The following is a 17,488-nucleotide window of genomic DNA, read 5'->3' as shown; positions in this document are numbered from 1 at the left end:
CGCTACCGACCAGCCGGGGGTCATCGGCATCGCGCTTGTCAGCCACTACGACCCTGTGGTTTCCGGTGTACGCCGCCGGAGCGGCCGTAGTGGTGGGCGCGGGCGCGTGGTGCGTTGATCGGGGTCGGCGTCGAGGGCCGGGGACGGATGAGGGCTGACGGATGAGGTGACGTGGCCGACGGCCAGGAGCCCCCGGGAACGGGCCTGAGCAGGCGGGATGGGACGGGCGGTGTCACCTCCGGCACAGGGGGGGGCGTTACTCTCACCGTATGATCATCCCAGGTATTGTGGGCCTTACCATCCTGGCTACCGTCGGTGCCGTGGGCATCTGGGTGTGCCTGGAGTTCTGCAAGGCCCTCCGTGAGCGCAGGCGCACGTCCCCCGGGGCCACCGCCGAGGGGTAGTAGTCCCCGACCCCGGGCACGCCTCAATTCCCTCGTGGAGGGCGACGCGGGACGCTGGCCCCATGACACCGCCGATGCGTCCCCCGGGCCGTAGCGCGCGGCGATGTCCTCGGAGCCGGCCCACAGGCCGGTGTTTGCACATACATACAGCCCGTGCCCGTTCCCGGAACTCATCGCTTTCCTTCGAGCGCGCTCACTGGCTTCCCAAGGTCCACTTCTCTGCCCGGCGGATGGCCAGGAAGCCGACGCCCGGGGCCGTGGCCGTCCGGCGGGGCGGACCCACCCCCGCGGATCAGCCGACACACGGCCGTAGTCCCTCTGTCGTAATCCGCCTGCATGGTTGATCGTTGGGCCGTCGGAATCAGCCGTGCACCGAACAGGGGGACTACCCATGACGACCATCAGCCGCAGGGGACTGCTCGGGGCGGGCGCGGCGTTGGGGCTGTTGAGCGCGTGTGGCTCCAACACCGGCCGGGACGACGGGGGTTCAGGTGACGGGCCGAAGCTGTCGCAGTGGTACCACCAGTACGGCGAGCAGGGCACCGAGCAGGCCGTGAAGAGGTACGCCGCCGCCTACAAGAAGGCGAACGTCACCGTCCAGTGGCGGCCCGGAAACTACGACGAGCAGACCGCGGCCGCACTTCTCACCGACTCCGGACCGGACGTCTTCGAGGTCAACGGACCGTCCCTCGACCAGATCCAGGGCAAGCAGGTCGCCGACCTCACCGAGCTGTTCGACGGCGTCAAGGACGACTTCAACCCTGCCGTCCTCGCCCCGAAGACGTACGACGGCAGAATCTGGGGCATCCCTCAAGTCATCGACATGCAGATGCTCTACTACCGCAAGAGCCTGCTCGCCGACGCCGGTGTCCGGCCGCCCGAGTCGCTGGACGAACTCGTGGACGCCGCGAAGAAGCTCACGTCGAAGAAGACGAAGGGTCTGTTCCTGGGCAACGACGGAGGCGCCGGCGTCCTGGGCGGCACGCCCCTGAACGCGGCCGGCCTCGAACTCGTCACCGCCGACGGCAAGGTCGGCTTCGACGACCCGGCCGCCGCCCGTGCCCTCGGCAAGATCCACCGGCTGTACGCCGACAAGTCGCTGCTCCTGGGTGCGCCCGCCGACTGGTCCGACCCGTCGGCCTTCGTCCAGGGTTTGACCGCCATGCAGTGGTCGGGTCTGTGGGCGCTGCCCACCGTGCAGAAGGAACTCGGCGACGACTTCGGCGTCCTGCCGTTCCCGAAGGACGGAGCTGCGGGCAAGCCCTCGGTGCCGGTCGGCGCGTACGCCGCCGCGCTCAGCACGCGCAGCAAGCACCAGAAGGCCGGCATGGACTTCCTCAAGTGGCTGTGGATCGACAGCACCGACCGCCAAGAGGACTTCGCCCTCTCCTACGGATTCCACATCCCGGCCCGCATGTCACTGGCGAAGAAGACCGAGAAGCTCAGCAAGGGCGCGGCGGCCGACGCCGTCCGCTACAGCACGGACTACGGCCATGCCGAGCCCCTCCTGTGGACCCCGGCCAGCAGAAGCGCCTACCAGGACGCCCTGAGCCGCATCATCAAGGACGGCGCGAGCCCCGACGGCGAGCTCAAGAAGGTCGTGCGCAAGGTGTCCGACGAGCTCGGCCGGGTGAAGAAGAAGTCGTGACCACAGCAGACCCTCGCGAGCAAAAGGCAACAGCGCGAAGGAAGTTGTGGGGTCACCAGAACCGCACCCTGTGGTTCTGGGTGTTCGTCGGGCCCTTCCTGCTCGGCCTGGGCGTCTTCACGTACATCCCGCTCGGCTGGAGCGTCTACCTCAGCTTCTTCGACGCACACAACACCGTCACCCCGAACGACTTCGTCGGCCTCGGCAACTACACCGAGATGCTGCAGAACGAGGCGTTCACCGACAGCCTGTGGACCTTCCTGGTCTTCTCGCTCTTCATCGTGCCCACGACCTACGCGCTCTCGCTCGCCCTCGCCCTCATGGTCCACCGCCAACGCCGCGCCCAGGCCTTCTTCCGCTCGGTCTTCTTCCTGCCCGCGGCCTGCTCCTACGTCGTGGCCGCGCTCATCTGGAAGATGTCGATCTTCAACGGAGTGCGGTTCGGGCTCGCCAACACCGTCCTCGGCTGGTTCGGCGGCGACCAGATCGCCTGGCTCTCGACCACCGACCCGCCCTGGTACTGGGCCGTCATCGTCACCGTGCGGCTCTGGCTCCAGGCGGGCTTCTACATGGTGCTCTTCCTCGCCGGACTCCAGCGCATCAGCCCGACCCTCTACGAGGCGGCGGCGGTGGACGGGGCGCGGCCCGGCTGGCAGGTCTTCAGGCACATCACGTTCCCGCAGTTGCGCGCCACGTCCGTGGCGGTCGTGCTGCTGCTCGTCATCAACGCCTTCCAGGCATTCGACGAGTTCTACAACCTGCTCTCGGACTCCCGCGGCTACCCGCCCTACGCCAGACCCCCACTCGTCTACCTCTACTACACGGCACTGGGCCAGGGACAGAACCTCGGCCTCGGCAGCGCGGGCGCCGTACTGCTCGCCCTGATCATCGCGGTGGTGACGGTGGGTCAGGCGAAGTGGTTCGGGCTCGGCAGGAAGGAGGCGGAATGAGAGACCACTCGAGGGACGACGCGAGGGTCAGGGCGGGCCGCGCGCTGCGGCTCTCGCTGCTGATCGCGCTCGCGCTCCTGTTCCTGATCCCCTTCTACCTCCTCGTACGCAACGGCCTGTCGTCCGAGAGTGACATCACCTCGCCCGAGTGGACATTCTTCCCTTCCTCGCTGCGGTGGGGGAACATCAAGGAACTCTTCGACGACACGTCGGTGCCGTTCGCCCGCTCTCTGCTCAACTCCTCGCTGATCGCGGTCGCGACGACGGTCGGCACGCTGCTGCTGGCCTCGCTGGCCGGCTACGGCCTGGCCCGCATCCCGTACCGCCACGCGAACAAGGTGTTCTACGCGATTCTCGGCACGTTGATGGTCCCGGCCTCCGTCACCTTCGTGCCGACGTTCGTCCTGGTGTCGTCGCTCGGCTGGGTGTCGACGCTGCGCGGGCTGATCGTCCCGACTCTGTTCTCCGCCTTCGCGTGCTTCATCTTCCGGCAGTACTTCCTCGGATTCCCACGGGAGTTGGAGGACGCGGCGCGCGTTGACGGGCTCGGATACTGGCGCACGTACTGGCGGGTGGTGGTGCCCAACTCCCGGCCGGTCTTCGCCGCGGTGGGCACGATCGTCTTCATCGGCGCGTGGAACTCGTTCCTGTGGCCGCTGGTCATCGGCCAGGACCGCAACGCGTGGACGGTGCAGGTGGCGTTGTCGTCGTTCACCACATCCCAGGTGATCAGACTGCACGAACTCTTCGTCGCGGCCGCTGTGTCGATCGTGCCGCTGCTCGTGGTGTTCCTGTTCTTCCAGCGGTGGATCGTGGCGGGGGTGGAGCGGTCGGGCATCGACGACTGACCTGGCCGGGCAGAGGGCGAACTCGTACTACCCAGGGAGTAGGACAGCCGCCATCAGCCGTACGACGCGCGGCGGGGACGCCTCGGGTGAAGGTGAGGACGGCAGAGCGGTTCTCACCTTCGTCCGACCGGCCTGCACATGGAGACGGCCCATGCATTTCCGGGCGCATGGCCCGTCTGGTACGCGGGCGTCAACGAACTCGTGGGCGGCACGCTGGTGATGCTCGGCCTCGGCACACGTACGGCGGCCCTGCTCTGTTCCGCGGAGATGGCGTACGCGTACTTCGACACCCATGCGTCCCAGGGGCTGATTCCCCTGGACAACGGCGGAGAGGTCGCCGCGTTCCACTGCTGGGCGTTCTTGCTGCTCGTCTTCACCGGGCCGGGCGCCCTGTCCCTGGACCGGCTGATGCCTCGTCAGCGCGCCCGCCGGAATCCGTAGCGGTGCGTGGCCGCAGGCAGGCCTGAGCCCCGGACACCTGGCGGGCCGGGGCTCAGAGGGGATGCGGCCTAGTACGGGCCGTTGACGTTGTCCATCGAGCCGTACCGGTCGGCCGCGTAGTTGCAGGCGGCGGTGATGTTGGCGACCGGGTCGAAGCTGTCCAGCGAGGTGCCGGGCACGTGGTAGGCGTCGAACGTGGGGCCGATGACCTGCAGGAGACCCTTGGAGGGGGTTCCGGCGACGGCGTTGGAGTCCCAGTTGTTGATAGCCAGCGGGTTGCCGGAGGACTCGCGCATGATGTTGCGGTGGATGCCCTCGTAGGAGCCGGGGATGCCGCGCTGGGCCATGATGTCGAGCGACTCCTTGATCCAGCCGTCGAGGTCGTTGGTGTACGACTTCTTCGCCGGGGCGGAGGCGGGCTTGGCGGCGGGCGCGTCCTTGCGCTCGGAGCGGTCCGCGCGCTCGGCCGGAGCCTTCTCGCCGAGGGTGAGCTCGAGACCGGGGTGGATCAGTGCAGGGTCGCCACCGAGGGCGTCGCGGTTGTCCTGGTACAGCTTCTTCCAGCCGCCGCTCAGCGAGTGCTCTCGGACGATCTTGGAGAGGGTGTCGCCCGCGGCGACGACGTAGGTCTTCGGGGCGGCGGCGGGCTTGGCGGCCGGAGCGGCCTGCGCGGCGCCGGCGGCGGTCGCGCCGAGCACCGGGAGCACGAGCACGGCCCCGCCTGTGCCCGCGGCGGCGATGCCCCGGCTGAGGGAGCTGGACTTGGGACGGCGGTGCTTACCCTTTGCAGGCATGACGAATTCCTCTCCGTCGCCTACGAGGTGAGCTGTCGGGTTCGGACGGGAGATGTCCGGTCGCACTGCGCATGCGTCTTCACCCCGAGCCGTTCCGGAATCCGGAACGGCGGCTTACCTGGGTCCCCCGCTCCTGCCGGGCGTAAGTGATTGATGGGAAGGGTTTCCGGACAGCGGCAGGATTCGGCGTTCCATCCGGATTGAGGGTGACGTTAAGCGAGAAAGACCGGACGGAACAAGAGCTGAATTCGAATAGGGAATGCGCGAGGACCGTCCCAGGTGACCGGAACCCCTCACCCTCTTTGATCGAAAAGCCCCAACTTTGTTTGCGCAGAACGGAAATGCGCTCAGTGACTGCCCTGGGGTCCCGAACTGGCGGTGTGACCCATTCCACTGTTTGGGGGCCGGACTTGAAGGCGCTTCGACGGCGTATCGGATTACGCCATTTCGTGTGAGTGTCCCGCAATAAGGGCGGGGCTTTATATGCGCCACTAATCGCTTGAAACAGGATGTTTTGCGGGCAAGCCGGACATGGCTGCGAGCTGTCACGACGCTAAATGTCGCTGTCGCCGCTGGGTAGTTCGTTGTGGCCCTCAGTCCAGTTGTTGACCCATCCGCACACCCCGCATGCGTAGCGGCCATTGACGCCTGACACCTCCGTGCCGCACCGGCGGCAGTCCGTCGTCGTTATCTCCTGAGATTCCAGGAACGCCATGGCCAACGTCTGGGGCCGATCGGATGTCATGGCATCGACCCTATCCCTGTGGCTGACGCCGTCCCGGCGAGGGGGGGGCGGGAGCGCGCCGGACCGCAGGCGGATGGGAATGCACCAACAATTCCCCCATGAGCCAAGCAAATGACCTGAGCGGTTACAGCAACTCATATGTGTGGGGGAGGGGGTGAGAGGAAATCGGGGCGGCTCCAACCAATTGCGGGCCGTCTTTTGACCGAACTGATAGTGCACACTGGGTAGTTACCTGGGTGTGGTGTCGGTGTTCACGCGGACGTTCGCCCGGGTGTGCGTCGGCAGGCGTGATCCATTCGGCGTGGGCTCAGGCGCCGGGCGTTCGGGGCGAGCGGAGTTGAGCGCGCAGGGCGGGCAGCCGGGCGCAGTCTTCGGACGTGGCCAGGCCTTCGCCCAGGGCCAGGAGCGACAGGAGCTGCACCGGCCGGCCGACTGCGGCCGCGGCCTCCAGTTTGTGGTGGCCGTCCAGGAGGAAGTGCGTCAGGCCCCAGTGAGGGACCGGCACGCCGAGCCTGCGCGCCCCGCCGGAATGGATCATCACGGACCGACCGTAGCGGACCGACCGAAGGGACGCTGCGCCGACCGGGTGATCTGTGCATCCCGGCACGGATCAGGGGCAGATGCGCAGCGACCCCTTGCTTCGTACCCCGAGCGGGGCAGGGGGTCATTCCAGGACGGCGTTCAACACCTTGGCGGACACGCGGCGTCGGTGGGCGCAGCACAGGGGGAAGCCGACGGCGCGCAAGGCGACAAGGCATGCTCCGATGCGCCCGACGCGCTCGCTGGACCCGGTCATCGTCTCTCAGGAGGGTGGGCGAAGTAGCCGTAGCTTCCCCTGCGAAGGAGAGCCCGTGATCCACATCAGCGAAACGCTCGTCCTGCAGACCGTGGAGGACTTCCTGACACCCGAGGAGTTGTCCCAGCTCCGCAAGATCATGGACGACGAGCAGCACACCACCGGCTGGACGCCCCGCTTCCAGGCCGAAGTCGTCCTCGTCCCCCCAGCAGCCCAGGAGCTCCTGCGGCACGCCACCGAACGCGCCCTGCCCGCCATCCAACGGGCCATGCCGTCCATCCAGGCCTGCGCCGACTGGGGATACACCGAACTGACCTCCGGCGGCCGAGTCCCCACGCACCTGGACGGCATCCCCGCCCTCGGCACTATCCCGCACCGGATCGGCCGTATCGGAGTCGTGCTCGAAGAGGCGGACGCCGGCGGAGAGTTCTACGTCGAGACCACCTCCCACGACGGCGTCTGGACCGGAGCGGTGGCCGGCGAGGCAGACGGCTTCCAGCCGGGCACAGCACTTACCCACAAGCTGCCGCACTCACCGGGCCCGGACGTCCACCAGCACGACAGCGAGCCGGAGTGGCTGCGCGACGCGGCACGCAGCCGCTGGATCACCGACGCCGGCCCCGGCGTAGCCGTCGCCTATGGCGCCCAGGTCATCCATGGCGTCCTGCCCGTAGGTGCAGGCCGCCTGCGCAAATTCGTCACCGACCTTCTCGACGCACCCGCGACCTGACCGGAGGTGAGCCGGCACGTGGCAGTGGGCGGCTGCTGAGTCGGGCTCGACGCGGCTCGGCGTCGACCCGTCGGGGGGTGGGTCAGTCTCGGGACGCGTCTGCGTAGCGGGTGGCGATCGCCGCGGCCCGGTGGCGCAGTGAGGCGCGCAACGACTGCGGGGACAGAGCTTCCGCGTCCGTGCTGAGCTGCCACAGCGCCCACTCGGCGTGTCGTAGATCTTGGAAGGTCACCTCCAGTCGCAGCCGGCCGTCCGTGTCGGGTTCTTCCGCGCGGACGGCCAGCGCGGTGTCGAGCAACTCCTCCCGCCGCGTCGGGTCGACCCGTACGAGCGCCGTGATGTGGTTGCCCCCGGAGAGGAACTGCGTGGAGCGGTCCCGCCAGATCCGGTCCAGATCGACTCGCTTGGGTCGCTGGGCCGGTTCGGGGAGTTCCTCGGCGGCCAGCACCCGCGAGAGCCGGTAGGTGCGGTCCTCGCCGGATCTCGTGGCCAGCAAGTAGCTCCGGTCGCGCGCGGTGACCAGGCCGATCGGGTCGACCGTGCGCCACCGCGGTGGCTGGCCCGTGGCCGCGTAGTGGATGCGCAGCTTGCGTCCGGCGAGCACCGCGCGCCGGACCTCGATCATGGTGGTGTCGGGTACTTCCTCTGTGGTCAACCGGCGTGAGAGCAGGTCGGTGTCCGGGTCGACGAGGAATCGCTTGGCCGCGTCGCTCGCGGTGGCCCGGTGGCTTTCGGGCAGCGCGTCGACCACCTTCCGCATGGCCGAGGCGAGTGCCGAGCCGAGGCCGAACGTCTGCTCGCCACGCCCTGACCCGGCGGTCAGCAGGGCAAGGGCCTCCTCGTGGTTCAGACCGGTGAGCTCGGTTCGGAACCCGGGCGACAAGGCGAAACCGCCGTGCCGGCCGCGTTCGGCGTAGACCGGGACACCGGCCGCGGACAGCGCCTCGATGTCGCGCAGGACAGTGCGGGTGGATACCTCAAGCTCGCGGGCGAGTGTGTCCGCAGTCAGCTGACCGCGCTGACGCAGCAGCAGCACCAGCGAGACCAACCGGTCGGCGCGCATGCGCGAACTTTATCGAAATACATGACCAAGGGTGTCGTGATTCGTTGCGAGGCTCGTCCACACGACGTCGAAGCCGGCGGCTACCGAGCCGAAGGCCGTACGTACTCCCCATGCATCGAATGGAGCTGACGTGGCAGTGGAACGAACGGCGGTCAACCCGGTGACGTGGTCGGTGGAGATGGGGTTCAACCAGGGCGAGGTCGTCTCCGGACACACCCGGACCCTGTACATCTCCGGTCAGACCGCGATGAGCGACGAGGGCAAGCCTCAACATGACGGCGACATGGCGGCGCAGTTGGCCCTGAGTGTCGACAACCTGCGGGCCGTGCTCGGCGAGGCGGGCATGTCTCTCGCGAACCTCGTCCGGCTCAACGTCCACACGACCGACGTCGACCTGCTGTTCCAGCACTACGGTGTCCTGGCGGGGCAGTTGGGCGCCGCCGGGGTGGCGCCGACCACCACGATGGTCGGCGTGACGCGACTGGCGATCGCCGGCCAGATGGTCGAGCTCGAGGGAACCGCCGTCGCGTGAAGCGACCTCGCCGCCCCTGTTCCTCGTGCCGGTCGAGCCGGCACGAGGAGCCGACAGATGGGGGATCGCCTGTGCTCAGAATGGTGACGATCGGCGTCTATGGCCTCGACGCCGAGTCCTTCCTGCGACGCCTGCGGCGTGCAGACGTCCGCCTGCTGCTCGATGTACGTCAGCGCCGCGGTGTCCGTGGACCTGAATACGCCTGGGCGAACTCACGCCGGCTGCAGGCGGCCCTCGCTCGAGCCCGGATCGCTTACGAGCACCATCTCGAGCTCGCGCCGACCACCGAGCTGCGCCGGCTCCAGTACGCCGAGGACGATCGCCAGGGGGTCGGCAAGCGTTCGCGCCGCGAACTCGCCCCCGAGTACACCCGCCGCTACTGTGCCGAGATTCTCGACAGTGCCGACCTCACGCCGATCGTGTCGGCGCTGTCGAAGGGTGGGGTCGCAGCGCTGTTCTGTGTCGAGCGCGACCCGGAGGCTTGCCATCGCTCGTTGATCGCCCGGCGATTGGCCGAGCAACACCGCGTCACGATCGAGCACCTGCGCCCGTGCTGATGCACGAGCCCGTGGTGCCCGTGGTGACGGACGAGTCGCCGTCGCCACGACAGCCCATGCGCAGGGCAGCAGTCCGGCGCCCCGGCGTCCTCACTCGCCCGGTACGGCGTCGATTTCGGCGATCAGGGCTTCGACGCGGGTCTTGATCTCATCGCGGATCGGGCGCACGGAATCCACGCCTTGGCCTGCGGGGTCTTCCAGCGCCCAGTCGAGGTACTTCTTGCCGGGGAAGATCGGGCAGGCGTCGCCGCAGCCCATGGTGATGACGTAGTCGGACGCCTGGACGGCTTCGGTGGTCAGGACCTTCGGCTGCTGGGCGGCGATGTCGACGCCGGCCTCCCGCATGGCCTCGACAGCGGCCGGGTTGACCTCGTCGCCGGGGATCGAGCCTGCGGACCGGACCTCGATCCGGTCGCCCGCGAGATGGGTGAGGAATCCGGCGGCCATCTGTGAACGCCCGGCGTTGTGGACGCAGACGAAGAGCACGGAGGCGAGGGGAGCGGGGGGCATGAGGTCTTCCTTCGCCGATGTGGTCATGAGGGGGTCCCTTTCGCGGGGCCCTGCGGTTCCGTGCGGACTCGTATCAGCTCCGGGTGATGTGAGAGTATCAGCCCATGCTGACTTCAGTCGATACTGATGCGATCCGGGTCCTCGGTGACCCGCTCCGCATGAAGATCATGACCCTGCTCGCCCAGGAGACGCTCTGCACGACGCACCTGGTGGAGGAGACCGGCGCCAAGCAGACCAACCTCTCCAACCACATGAAGGTGCTGCGCGAGGCGGGGCTGGTGGAGACCGAGCCGTGCGGCCGCTTCACCTACTACAAACTGCGCCCCGAGGTGCTGGCCTCGGTTTCCGCGCGGTTCGCCGAGCTGGCCGCCTCCGCCCGCACTGCCGCTGACAACAAGAGGGCCTGCTGATGAGCCGCGCCGTCATCACCCGGGACGTGGACCGGGGTGCGGCGTCCGGCGAGGGCATCGTGGCGAAGCTCTCCACCCTCGACCGCTACCTGGCCGTGTGGATCCTCCTGTCCATGGCCGTCGGCCTGGGCCTGGGCCGGATGATCCCGGGCATGAACGACGCACTCGCCAGGATCGAGGTCGGTGGAATCTCCCTGCCGATCGCGCTCGGTCTGCTCGTGATGATGTACCCGGTCCTTGCGAAGGTGCGCTACGACAAGCTCGACACGGTCACCGGCGACAAGAAGCTGATGGCGTCATCGCTGGTCATCAACTGGCTCGTCGGCCCCGCCGTCATGTTCGCACTGGCCTGGATCTTCCTTCCCGACCTGCCCGAGTACCGCACCGGTCTGATCATCGTCGGCCTGGCCCGCTGCATCGCGATGGTCATCATCTGGAACGACCTTGCCTGCGGCGACCGCGAGGCCGCCGCCGTCCTGGTCGCGCTCAACTCCGTCTTCCAGGTCATCGCCTTCGGCCTGCTCGGTTGGCTCTACCTGGACCTGCTGCCCGGCTGGCTCGGGCTCGGCGACGGCGAGCACCTCGACATCTCCATGTGGAGGATCGCGCTGAACGTCGTCATCTTCCTCGGCGTCCCACTCCTCGCGGGCTTCCTCACCCGCCGCGTCGGCGAGAAGAAGCTGGGTCGCGAGAAGTACGAGTCCAACTTCCTTCCCAGGGTCGGTCCGTGGGCGTTGTACGGGCTGCTCTTCACGATCGTCATCCTCTTCGCCCTGCAAGGGAAGACGATCACCTCACAGCCGCTCGACGTCGTACGGATCGCCCTTCCGCTGCTCGTGTACTTCGCGGTCATGTGGTTCGGCACCTTCGCGCTGGGCAAGGCGATCGGGCTCGCCTACGACCGCACCGCCACCCTGGCCTTCACCGCGGCGGGCAACAACTTCGAGCTGGCCATCGCGGTGGCGATCGCCACCTTCGGTGTCACCAGCGGTCAGGCCTTGTCCGGGGTCGTCGGTCCGCTGATCGAGGTCCCGGTTCTTGTGGCTCTGGTGTACGTCTCACTGGCCTGGCGCAAGAAGTTCTCTCCTGTAGAACCTCCTGCGCCATCGACTCCGTCCAAGGCCGCCAACTGACGGTGGTGGGCCTCGGCGCGGTCTCCGGCACGCCGGTCATCGACCTGAAGCGCCGGACCCGACCGTCGGCAGGTAGCGCGGTGCTCGCCAGGCCTTCAGCCGGTGCTCCACTGCTGCTCCCAGGGACAGGAGCTCGGCGTCCTGGCGGTCCTGGGCCATCAGGAGCAGACCGACCGGCAGTTCGTTCACGGTCCCGGCGGGTACCGAGAGGGACGGATATCCCGCGACGGCCGCTGGTGTGGAGGACGGGATGACGTCGTTGTCGCCGCGCGCGCAGTCGGTCGTCCAGGCGGGCGGGTTCGTGGGCGCGGCGATGGCGTCCAGGCGATGGGAGACCATGGTCTCGTCGAGGGAGCGTCGGGAGAGGTCCTTCAACTCGGCGCGCGTGGCCCGGTACTCGGGGTCGGTGGTGGGCGGCGCGGCGAGAGCCTGCTCGAACAGCTCCTGGCCGGCGAAACAGGTCTTTTCCTCGGAGTGACCGCGGTTGAACTCGATCAGCTCGGCGAGGCCTCGGGGGCCTTCGCGCGTGCCGAGGTAGGCGTCGATGTCCCGGTGGAACTCGCTGAGCAGCGCAGGGAATTCGAGTTCGGCGAGCCGCGCCTGGTACGGGGGAGTCACCTCGACGACCATGGCCCCGGCCTTGCGCAGCTTCTTCGCCGTACGGGTCATCACCGCGTCCACGTCGGGTCCTAGTGAGGGCAGGCGCCACAGGCCGATCCGCTTGCCGCGGAGGCTGGTGCCAAAGCCTGCCACCGCGTCCTCGGCCGGGAGGTCCGATGCGTCCGGCCGGCTCTTGAGGCCGGGGTGGCCGGGGAGGCCCGGGGGTCCTCCACGCGAGCCCTCGCCCCCGCTCAGCACCGAAAGCGTGAGCGCGGTATCGATCACGTTGCGAGCCATGGGCCCGGCCGTGTCCTGCTCGGCCGAGATCGGCACCACGCCCGATCGGCTGACCAGGCCGAGGCTGGGCTTGTGGCCGACGACGCCGTTCATCCCTGCCGGGCACACGATGGAGCCGTCCGTTTCGGTGCCGATCGCCACCTGCGACAACGACGCGGCGAGCGCGGCGGCCGAGCCGGAGGAGGAACCGCACGGGTTCCGGTCGAGGACGTAGGGGTTGTTGGTCTGTCCGCCCACCGCCGACCACCCGGAAGTCGGCTTGGTCGCACGGAAGTTGGCCCACTCGGACAGGTTGGTCTTGCCGAGGATCACCGCCCCCGCCTTCCGCAGCCGGGTCACCAGCGCGGCATCGGTGTCCGGCGGGCTCCCGGCGAGCGCGAGCGACCCGGCCGTCGTCGGCATGTCACGGGTGTTCACGTTGTCCTTGAGCAGAACGGGGATGCCGTCCAGCGGTCCGAGGGTCTTGCCACGCCGGTGCCTCACGTCGCTGGCGGCCGCATCGCGCAGGGCCGTCGGGCTGGTACGCAGCACCGAGTGGATCTTGGGATCGATATCCTCGATCCGCCGCAGGTAGGACCGGGTCAGCGTCGACGAGGTCAGCGAACCGCCCGCCATGCGCGCCTGTAACTCCGGAATCGTCACGGTGTCCAGGTCGACCCCGGCGGCGAGTGGCGCCCCGGTCGGCGGCGACGAGCCGGCGGTGCCATGCTCGGCGGCTCGCGCACCGGCGTTCGGTGCATTCGTCAGGCCGGTCAGAAGGGACCCCGCGGCAAGGGCTGCGGTCATTGCGGCAATGCTTCTCTTCCCCATGCGGATCAGCGGACTACACGGCCACCGCCCGGCGCAAGGGTGCGGGGTCCCCACTCGGATACTTCAGCAGCCGGGCAACATCCTGCCGGGCCACCCAACTCCGTTTCCGGGACGCTTCCTTCGACGGGCTCTACACCATGGAGACGTTCGTGCATTCCCCCGACCCCGTGGGGGCCCTGACGGAATTCTGTGAACGCGATGAGCGGTGTTGAGCTCTACAGGCGCCAGGAAGCATGGCGGTACAACATCTACGCCGCGTCGAAACGGTAGGCGACGCCGTCGTACCCCCTCCTGGGGGTCGCTACCGCTCGTCGGAGTCGTGCGTCCTGTGGCCGTTGCCGCGCTGGACGTCCGCCTGTGCGGACGGGTTGGGCGTGAGCGCGTCCGCGGCTTCGCCGTCCCTCTCGCTGTCTCGTTCCTCGCCGGGCACACGGGTCTCCGCTTCCTCGGCCTCGTCGAGGACTTCCTCGGCGGCGGTTTCCGCGTGCTTCGGCTCCTGCGCCTGCTCCTTCTCGTGTTCATTGCCGTGCTTGTGGCTCATGCCGGGCCTCCATCCATTGGTTCGGGCTCTGATGCGGAGTAGGACCCACTCGTCAGTGCGTCGCGGTGATGACGAAGCCGCTGCGGGGCCTCGTCGGCATCCGGTTCAACGGGATGCGCAGGTCCTGGTCGGGGACCTCGTACTCAAGTTGCGCGAGCCGAGGAAGCAGGGTGCTCAGCACCGCCAGTGTGACGTCCTCGCCGGGGCACCGGTGGCCCTCTGAAGCATCCCCGCCGCCCTGCGGGACCAACTCGTCGCGACCGGGTTCGCGGCCCACAAAACGTTCGGGGTCGAACATGTAAGGGGCATCCCACAGCTCCGGATCGTGATTCTGCCCGTAGAGGTCGAGCAGGACCAGAGAGCCTTCCGGGATCGCTTCACCACGCCACTGCACGTCGTCGGGGGCAAGGCCCGCGACGAACGGCGCGAACGGGTAGAAGCGTCGGACCTCGTGGGCGAACGCCCGGGCATAGTCGTCGCGGTCCTGGGCCAGTCGCTGCCGCAGCGCTGGATTCCGGTGCAGCGCGTGAGCGCCGAACACGGTGTACCAAGTGACGGCGACGGTGGGGCGGATGACGTTGAGGATCTCGACGGCGGCTGTCCGCGGATCGAGGAGTTCGCCGTCGGCGTCGCGGTGCGCGGCTACGGCCCGCACCACGGACTCCGGCTGCCGCGTGCCGTCCGCCGACGTGGCGCCGTCCGCCGACGTGCTGCCGTCCACCCGCAGGTCGTCCGCCCGCATCTCCTCGACCAGCTCCGCCAGCCGCTTCTCCTGGCGGCGTCGGGCACGCCGGGCCTGCCAGTGCCGGGGCCCGGCGGTCGCGAACCCGTCGACCATGGCCACGAGATCCCGCGCGGTGCGTTGTGCCTCGTCGGCCGGATGCTCCGTGAGCGGCACTCCCGCCCACCGGCACACGGCACGCGTGATCAGGAGACTCACCTCGTCGAACAACGTCACCCGCGGATGAGTGGTCCACTCCTTGCTCGACCGCTCCCACTCCGCGGCCACTTGTTCCGCCAGACGGGCGACGTCGGACGGGGCCTTGAGGAGCGAGACGAAGAGCGCCTTACGTCCGCGGTGCTCCGCCCCGTCAAGGGTGTGCACCGCGCCTTCGCCGAACAGCGTGCTCAGTACAGGTTCGGGCAGGGCGGAACGCCGGCGTACATGGTTCTCGTCATAGAAGAACGCCACGGCGGCCGGTCCCCTCAGCGCGATGGCAGGTTTGCCCAACAGGCGTGTCCGGACAGGCCCGGGGCCCTTGCGACGGCTCAGGTCGGGAAGCCACGCATACCCCTGCGAGAGGAGTGGCAGGGTGCTGTCCGGCATCAGTTTCCTCCTGCATGTCTTTCCACTCGGCGGGGTGCGCCCCGTCCAGCCTCCGCCGGGCACGGCGCGGACACCACTGGAGCGGCGCTGAATCCTTCGCGATCACCGGGGCGGGTGCCCTGGTGGATCGCGATCATTCATTCCCGGAGGCCGGGTGCGCGACTACGCGCCTCGACGGCCCGTGGCCCGCTTCGGTGCCGTAAGACACCTCACGAGGGGACTTTGGTCCCGATGGGAGAGCGCACGTCCGGGCACGGGAGCAGAGCTCGACCAGGGAGGTCGGACGGACCGGAGGAGGGAGACAACTCATGCGAACGATCAGGCGCGTGAGGCGCGTGCTTTACGGGGCTCTGTGTTTGCCCGGAGGGGAGCGGCGCCGTCCACCCTGAGCCGGTGCGCCCGTGGAAAGCCGTCCCGAAGTTCCCTGAATAGCGATCGCCCGGGCGGGCACTATGTGTCGGCCGATGGCGCTTCATCCCACCCAGTGAAAGGAGCACCCCGTGCTCAGGCCTCACCCCACGTTCCTGCATACCCTGCTCGAAACCTACGCCTCGCTGCGACACATGCAGGCCCGGGAGGACTCGGCTGAGGTCCGGCGGCGGATGGACGACGTCCTGTACACCCTGTGCGTTTCCACCGGCAAACGGACTCCTGAGTCGGCCCTGGCGTCTGCCCGCGCTCAACTTGCCGGAGTGCACTCACAGGATGACGCCCGGCTGTCCGCCTGAATCGCCACGGCGGTCAGCGCCGACCGGGGAGTGCGGAATGCCTGACCGGGCGCAGCGTGGGTACCGGTGTGAAACTTGGAAATGCCCGAAAGGCGGCCACTGCGAGCACGCGCCGTGACCGGGGCGATCAAGAAAAGCGAGGTCAGCATGCCGGCTGGATCCAGCAACAAGCGCGAGCGTCAGTACGAACACATCAAGGAGAGCGCCGAGGAACGCGGTGCCTCCAAGGGCAGGGCCAAGGAGATGGCGGCGCGCACGGTCAACAAGGAGCGCGCCCGTTCCGGTGAGTCGAAGTCTGCGAGCAGGACATCGACGAAGGACCCGAAGTCCGCGTCGCAGCGCGGCGGGGAGCGTTCACACAGCGGGTCCCAGGGGCCTACCAAGGACCAGCTCTACGAAGAGGCCAAGAAGAAGAACGTCGACGGCCGTTCGTCGATGAACAAGCAGCAGCTGAAGAAGGCGCTCGGACGCTGAGAGACCATGCGCCCACGGCGGTGTTCACCGCCGTGGGCGTCGTCTTGTCGCCGGCTGGCCCGACCCCGCCGTCACGCGTCAGCCTGCGACGCTCCGTCACCCGCGCAGCTAACGCTGGGCATGCATGAGCGGATGCCGGGAACCCCGTCTTCCATGGATTCCAGCCTCACCTGCCCCATCATGTCCCACCTGCGCGTGGACGCCCTCGACCTCGTACTCGAAGCAGAGTTGACCCTCACGTACAGCACCAAGGACCCGCTGGCCGTCACCCTCACCTTTCCGCCGCCCGCGGCGGAGCGGGCCCCGACGACGTGGGCGTTCTCCAGGGATTTGTTGGCCTCAGGGCTCCAAGCGCGGGCGGGCGAAGGCGATGTCGTGATCCGGCCGAACGGGCGCCACACAGTGCTGGTGACTCTTACCTCCCCAAACGGACGCGTCCAAGGAGAACTGGAGCGCGCGCCGGTCGAGGCGTTCATCCATGAGACGTACGCTCTGCTGCCCGCCCTCGAGGAGAGCGCGGCACTGGGCCTGGACGAGCTGGTCACAGCTCTCCTCGCAGCACCTTGAACGTGCTCGCAGCACCTTGAACGTGCTCGGAGCACCCTGAACGAGAGCGGGGGCCCGCAGCCTCCCGCCCTCCGCTCTCACACTGGCTGCGGGGCGTCCGATTCGCCGTCGGCCAGGGCCATGTGAGCCCGGGCGGCGGCGAGCGCCGACTGCACCTCACGGGTGCCGGTGGAGACGCAGAGGGTGTACGCGATGTCCTCGAGCCTCTGGCGGGCCTCAGAGGCGCCGTTCCGCGTATGCGGCGCACTCAGGGTCTCGTACTGCTCCACCAGGTTGCGCAGTATCCTCGGGTCGGCCATCAGCACGGCAGGTCTCCTTCGCTCTCTACGGGCAGTGGTGCGCGTCCTCAACAAGCAGTGGTGCAGGAGTGCTTGGCTCCATCCGGCACGCCCGGGCGCGCACCACGAAGGGCGGGGAGTGGGCGAGGTGACTGCCGGCGCGTACCTGTCCACAGCCGCGGTGCGCGAGCCGGGACAGGCCGGCGGACGCCGGATTTCCTGCCCGATCTCGAGTTCATCGCCGAGGTCGACGAGATGCCCGCCGAGGCGGGCTTCGTGTGGATGGCGGTTGAGGAAGAACAACA

20 protein-coding genes, 1 pseudogene and 1 riboswitch are annotated in these 17,488 nt (G+C 68.3%); of the genes and pseudogenes, 13 read left to right on the top strand and 8 right to left on the bottom strand.

Annotated elements, in window-relative coordinates; translation table 11 throughout:
- The first annotated feature begins 795 nt into the window (after positions 1-795).
- From ACZ5WE_RS07480 to ACZ5WE_RS07465, 4 genes and pseudogenes are all read left to right on the top strand, one after another.
- Positions 796-2,052, top strand: coding sequence for an ABC transporter substrate-binding protein (locus tag ACZ5WE_RS07480; RefSeq protein WP_467684846.1), 1,257 nt, complete (start codon positions 796-798; stop codon positions 2,050-2,052).
- Positions 2,049-3,002, top strand: a complete 954-nt coding sequence (locus ACZ5WE_RS07475; RefSeq protein WP_467684848.1) for a carbohydrate ABC transporter permease — start codon at positions 2,049-2,051, stop codon at positions 3,000-3,002. Before ACZ5WE_RS07480 ends, ACZ5WE_RS07475 begins: the two co-directional genes overlap by 4 nt.
- Complete coding sequence (locus ACZ5WE_RS07470) at positions 2,999-3,850, top strand: carbohydrate ABC transporter permease (RefSeq protein WP_467684850.1); 852 nt, start codon at positions 2,999-3,001, stop codon at positions 3,848-3,850. The genes ACZ5WE_RS07475 and ACZ5WE_RS07470 overlap by 4 nt, the downstream gene beginning before the upstream one ends.
- 138 nt (positions 3,851-3,988) lie before the next feature.
- Positions 3,989-4,291 (top strand): annotated as a pseudogene (locus tag ACZ5WE_RS07465) (DoxX family protein); the annotation flags it as partial.
- A 68-nt stretch (positions 4,292-4,359) separates the two neighbouring features.
- Here the strand turns inward: ACZ5WE_RS07465 and ACZ5WE_RS07460 are convergent.
- Complete coding sequence (locus ACZ5WE_RS07460; protein ID WP_467684852.1) at positions 4,360-5,085, bottom strand: LysM peptidoglycan-binding domain-containing protein; 726 nt, start codon at positions 5,083-5,085, stop codon at positions 4,360-4,362.
- Between the two features lie 2 nt (positions 5,086-5,087).
- A riboswitch (cyclic di-AMP (ydaO/yuaA leader) is annotated at positions 5,088-5,244 on the bottom strand.
- Positions 5,245-6,137: 893 nt separating this feature from the next.
- Positions 6,138-6,371, bottom strand: coding sequence for a hypothetical protein (locus ACZ5WE_RS07455; protein WP_467684854.1), 234 nt, complete (start codon positions 6,369-6,371; stop codon positions 6,138-6,140).
- A gap of 310 nt (positions 6,372-6,681) precedes the next feature.
- On the opposite strand from ACZ5WE_RS07455, the gene ACZ5WE_RS07450 reads away from it, so the two are divergent.
- Complete coding sequence (locus ACZ5WE_RS07450; RefSeq protein WP_467684856.1) at positions 6,682-7,356, top strand: hypothetical protein; 675 nt, start codon at positions 6,682-6,684, stop codon at positions 7,354-7,356.
- 82 nt (positions 7,357-7,438) lie between these two features.
- On the opposite strand, the gene ACZ5WE_RS07445 is transcribed toward ACZ5WE_RS07450, so the two are convergent.
- Positions 7,439-8,419 (bottom strand): helix-turn-helix transcriptional regulator, encoded by a 981-nt coding sequence (locus tag ACZ5WE_RS07445; protein WP_467684858.1) that lies wholly within the window; start codon positions 8,417-8,419, stop codon positions 7,439-7,441.
- Positions 8,420-8,555: 136 nt separating this feature from the next.
- Between ACZ5WE_RS07445 and ACZ5WE_RS07440 the strand changes: the two genes are divergently transcribed.
- Positions 8,556-8,951: a RidA family protein gene (locus tag ACZ5WE_RS07440; RefSeq protein ID WP_467685197.1), complete on the top strand. Its 396-nt coding sequence runs from the start codon at positions 8,556-8,558 to the stop codon at positions 8,949-8,951.
- Positions 8,952-9,031: 80 nt separating this feature from the next.
- Positions 9,032-9,508 carry a DUF488 family protein, N3 subclade gene (locus ACZ5WE_RS07435; RefSeq protein WP_467684860.1) on the top strand — a complete coding sequence of 159 codons (477 nt, stop codon included), beginning with the start codon at positions 9,032-9,034 and terminating at the stop codon, positions 9,506-9,508.
- A gap of 90 nt (positions 9,509-9,598) precedes the next feature.
- On the opposite strand, the gene ACZ5WE_RS07430 is transcribed toward ACZ5WE_RS07435, so the two are convergent.
- Positions 9,599-10,018, bottom strand: a complete 420-nt coding sequence (locus tag ACZ5WE_RS07430) for an arsenate reductase ArsC (protein WP_467684862.1) — start codon at positions 10,016-10,018, stop codon at positions 9,599-9,601.
- 104 nt (positions 10,019-10,122) lie between these two features.
- On the opposite strand from ACZ5WE_RS07430, the gene ACZ5WE_RS07425 reads away from it, so the two are divergent.
- Together ACZ5WE_RS07425 and arsB are read left to right on the top strand one after the other, a co-directional pair.
- The gene (locus ACZ5WE_RS07425) at positions 10,123-10,428 is read left to right on the top strand and encodes an ArsR/SmtB family transcription factor (RefSeq protein WP_467684864.1); all 306 of its coding nucleotides are present in this window, start codon (positions 10,123-10,125) and stop codon (positions 10,426-10,428) included.
- On the top strand, positions 10,428-11,561 hold the full coding sequence (gene arsB, locus ACZ5WE_RS07420) for an ACR3 family arsenite efflux transporter (protein WP_467684866.1): 1,134 nt from the start codon (positions 10,428-10,430) through the stop codon (positions 11,559-11,561). The genes ACZ5WE_RS07425 and arsB overlap by 1 nt, the downstream gene beginning before the upstream one ends.
- A 36-nt stretch (positions 11,562-11,597) precedes the next feature.
- On the opposite strand, the gene ACZ5WE_RS07415 is transcribed toward arsB, so the two are convergent.
- A complete protein-coding gene (locus ACZ5WE_RS07415; protein ID WP_467684868.1) occupies positions 11,598-13,268 on the bottom strand; it encodes an amidase family protein in 1,671 nt (556 codons plus the stop codon).
- Here ACZ5WE_RS07415 and ACZ5WE_RS07410 point away from each other — a divergent pair.
- Complete coding sequence (locus tag ACZ5WE_RS07410) at positions 13,193-13,480, top strand: methyltransferase domain-containing protein (RefSeq protein WP_467684870.1); 288 nt, start codon at positions 13,193-13,195, stop codon at positions 13,478-13,480. The two genes, ACZ5WE_RS07415 and ACZ5WE_RS07410, sit on opposite strands and share 76 nt — an antisense overlap.
- Before the next feature lie 89 nt (positions 13,481-13,569).
- On the opposite strand, the gene ACZ5WE_RS07405 is transcribed toward ACZ5WE_RS07410, so the two are convergent.
- On the bottom strand, positions 13,570-13,809 hold the full coding sequence (locus ACZ5WE_RS07405) for a hypothetical protein (protein ID WP_467684872.1): 240 nt from the start codon (positions 13,807-13,809) through the stop codon (positions 13,570-13,572).
- 52 nt (positions 13,810-13,861) lie between these two features.
- Positions 13,862-15,136, bottom strand: a complete 1,275-nt coding sequence (locus ACZ5WE_RS07400; protein WP_467684874.1) for a cytochrome P450 — start codon at positions 15,134-15,136, stop codon at positions 13,862-13,864.
- A 500-nt stretch (positions 15,137-15,636) separates the two neighbouring features.
- Here ACZ5WE_RS07400 and ACZ5WE_RS07395 point away from each other — a divergent pair, with 500 nt between their 5' ends.
- The 3 genes from ACZ5WE_RS07395 (at position 15,637) to ACZ5WE_RS07385 (ending at position 16,905) form a co-directional block, all read left to right on the top strand.
- Positions 15,637-15,864: a DUF5133 domain-containing protein gene (locus ACZ5WE_RS07395; protein WP_367038630.1), complete on the top strand. Its 228-nt coding sequence runs from the start codon at positions 15,637-15,639 to the stop codon at positions 15,862-15,864.
- Positions 15,865-16,011: 147 nt separating this feature from the next.
- A complete protein-coding gene (locus ACZ5WE_RS07390; RefSeq protein ID WP_467684876.1) occupies positions 16,012-16,338 on the top strand; it encodes a plasmid stabilization protein in 327 nt (108 codons plus the stop codon).
- A gap of 153 nt (positions 16,339-16,491) precedes the next feature.
- Positions 16,492-16,905: an SsgA family sporulation/cell division regulator gene (locus tag ACZ5WE_RS07385; RefSeq protein ID WP_467684878.1), complete on the top strand. Its 414-nt coding sequence runs from the start codon at positions 16,492-16,494 to the stop codon at positions 16,903-16,905.
- Between the two features lie 77 nt (positions 16,906-16,982).
- Here ACZ5WE_RS07385 and ACZ5WE_RS07380 read toward each other — a convergent pair whose 3' ends face one another.
- Complete coding sequence (locus ACZ5WE_RS07380; protein WP_467684880.1) at positions 16,983-17,210, bottom strand: DUF5133 domain-containing protein; 228 nt, start codon at positions 17,208-17,210, stop codon at positions 16,983-16,985.
- Positions 17,211-17,488: the final 278 nt, after the last annotated feature.

This window comes from Streptomyces sp. NPDC033180 (assembly GCF_055577645.1).
The sequence above is the reverse complement of the archived record's forward strand: the minus strand, read 5'-3'. Positions and strand labels throughout refer to the sequence as shown.

Bases quoted from the DNA above. Each gene is read 5' to 3' on its own strand.
- ACZ5WE_RS07480 (WP_467684846.1), top strand. From the start codon at position 796: ATGACGACCATCAGCCGCAGGGGACTGCTCGGGGCGGGCGCGGCGTTG.
- ACZ5WE_RS07470 (WP_467684850.1), top strand. From the start codon at position 2,999: ATGAGAGACCACTCGAGGGACGACGCGAGGGTCAGGGCGGGCCGCGCG.
- ACZ5WE_RS07460 (WP_467684852.1), bottom strand. From the start codon at position 5,085: ATGCCTGCAAAGGGTAAGCACCGCCGTCCCAAGTCCAGCTCCCTCAGC.
- ACZ5WE_RS07445 (WP_467684858.1), bottom strand. From the start codon at position 8,419: ATGCGCGCCGACCGGTTGGTCTCGCTGGTGCTGCTGCTGCGTCAGCGC.
- ACZ5WE_RS07435 (WP_467684860.1), top strand. From the start codon at position 9,032: ATGGTGACGATCGGCGTCTATGGCCTCGACGCCGAGTCCTTCCTGCGA.
- ACZ5WE_RS07430 (WP_467684862.1), bottom strand. From the start codon at position 10,018: ATGCCCCCCGCTCCCCTCGCCTCCGTGCTCTTCGTCTGCGTCCACAAC.
- ACZ5WE_RS07425 (WP_467684864.1), top strand. From the start codon at position 10,123: ATGCTGACTTCAGTCGATACTGATGCGATCCGGGTCCTCGGTGACCCG.
- arsB (WP_467684866.1), top strand. From the start codon at position 10,428: ATGAGCCGCGCCGTCATCACCCGGGACGTGGACCGGGGTGCGGCGTCC.
- ACZ5WE_RS07415 (WP_467684868.1), bottom strand. From the start codon at position 13,268: ATGGGGAAGAGAAGCATTGCCGCAATGACCGCAGCCCTTGCCGCGGGG.
- ACZ5WE_RS07405 (WP_467684872.1), bottom strand. From the start codon at position 13,809: ATGAGCCACAAGCACGGCAATGAACACGAGAAGGAGCAGGCGCAGGAG.
- ACZ5WE_RS07400 (WP_467684874.1), bottom strand. From the start codon at position 15,136: ATGCCGGACAGCACCCTGCCACTCCTCTCGCAGGGGTATGCGTGGCTT.
- ACZ5WE_RS07390 (WP_467684876.1), top strand. From the start codon at position 16,012: ATGCCGGCTGGATCCAGCAACAAGCGCGAGCGTCAGTACGAACACATC.
- ACZ5WE_RS07385 (WP_467684878.1), top strand. From the start codon at position 16,492: ATGGATTCCAGCCTCACCTGCCCCATCATGTCCCACCTGCGCGTGGAC.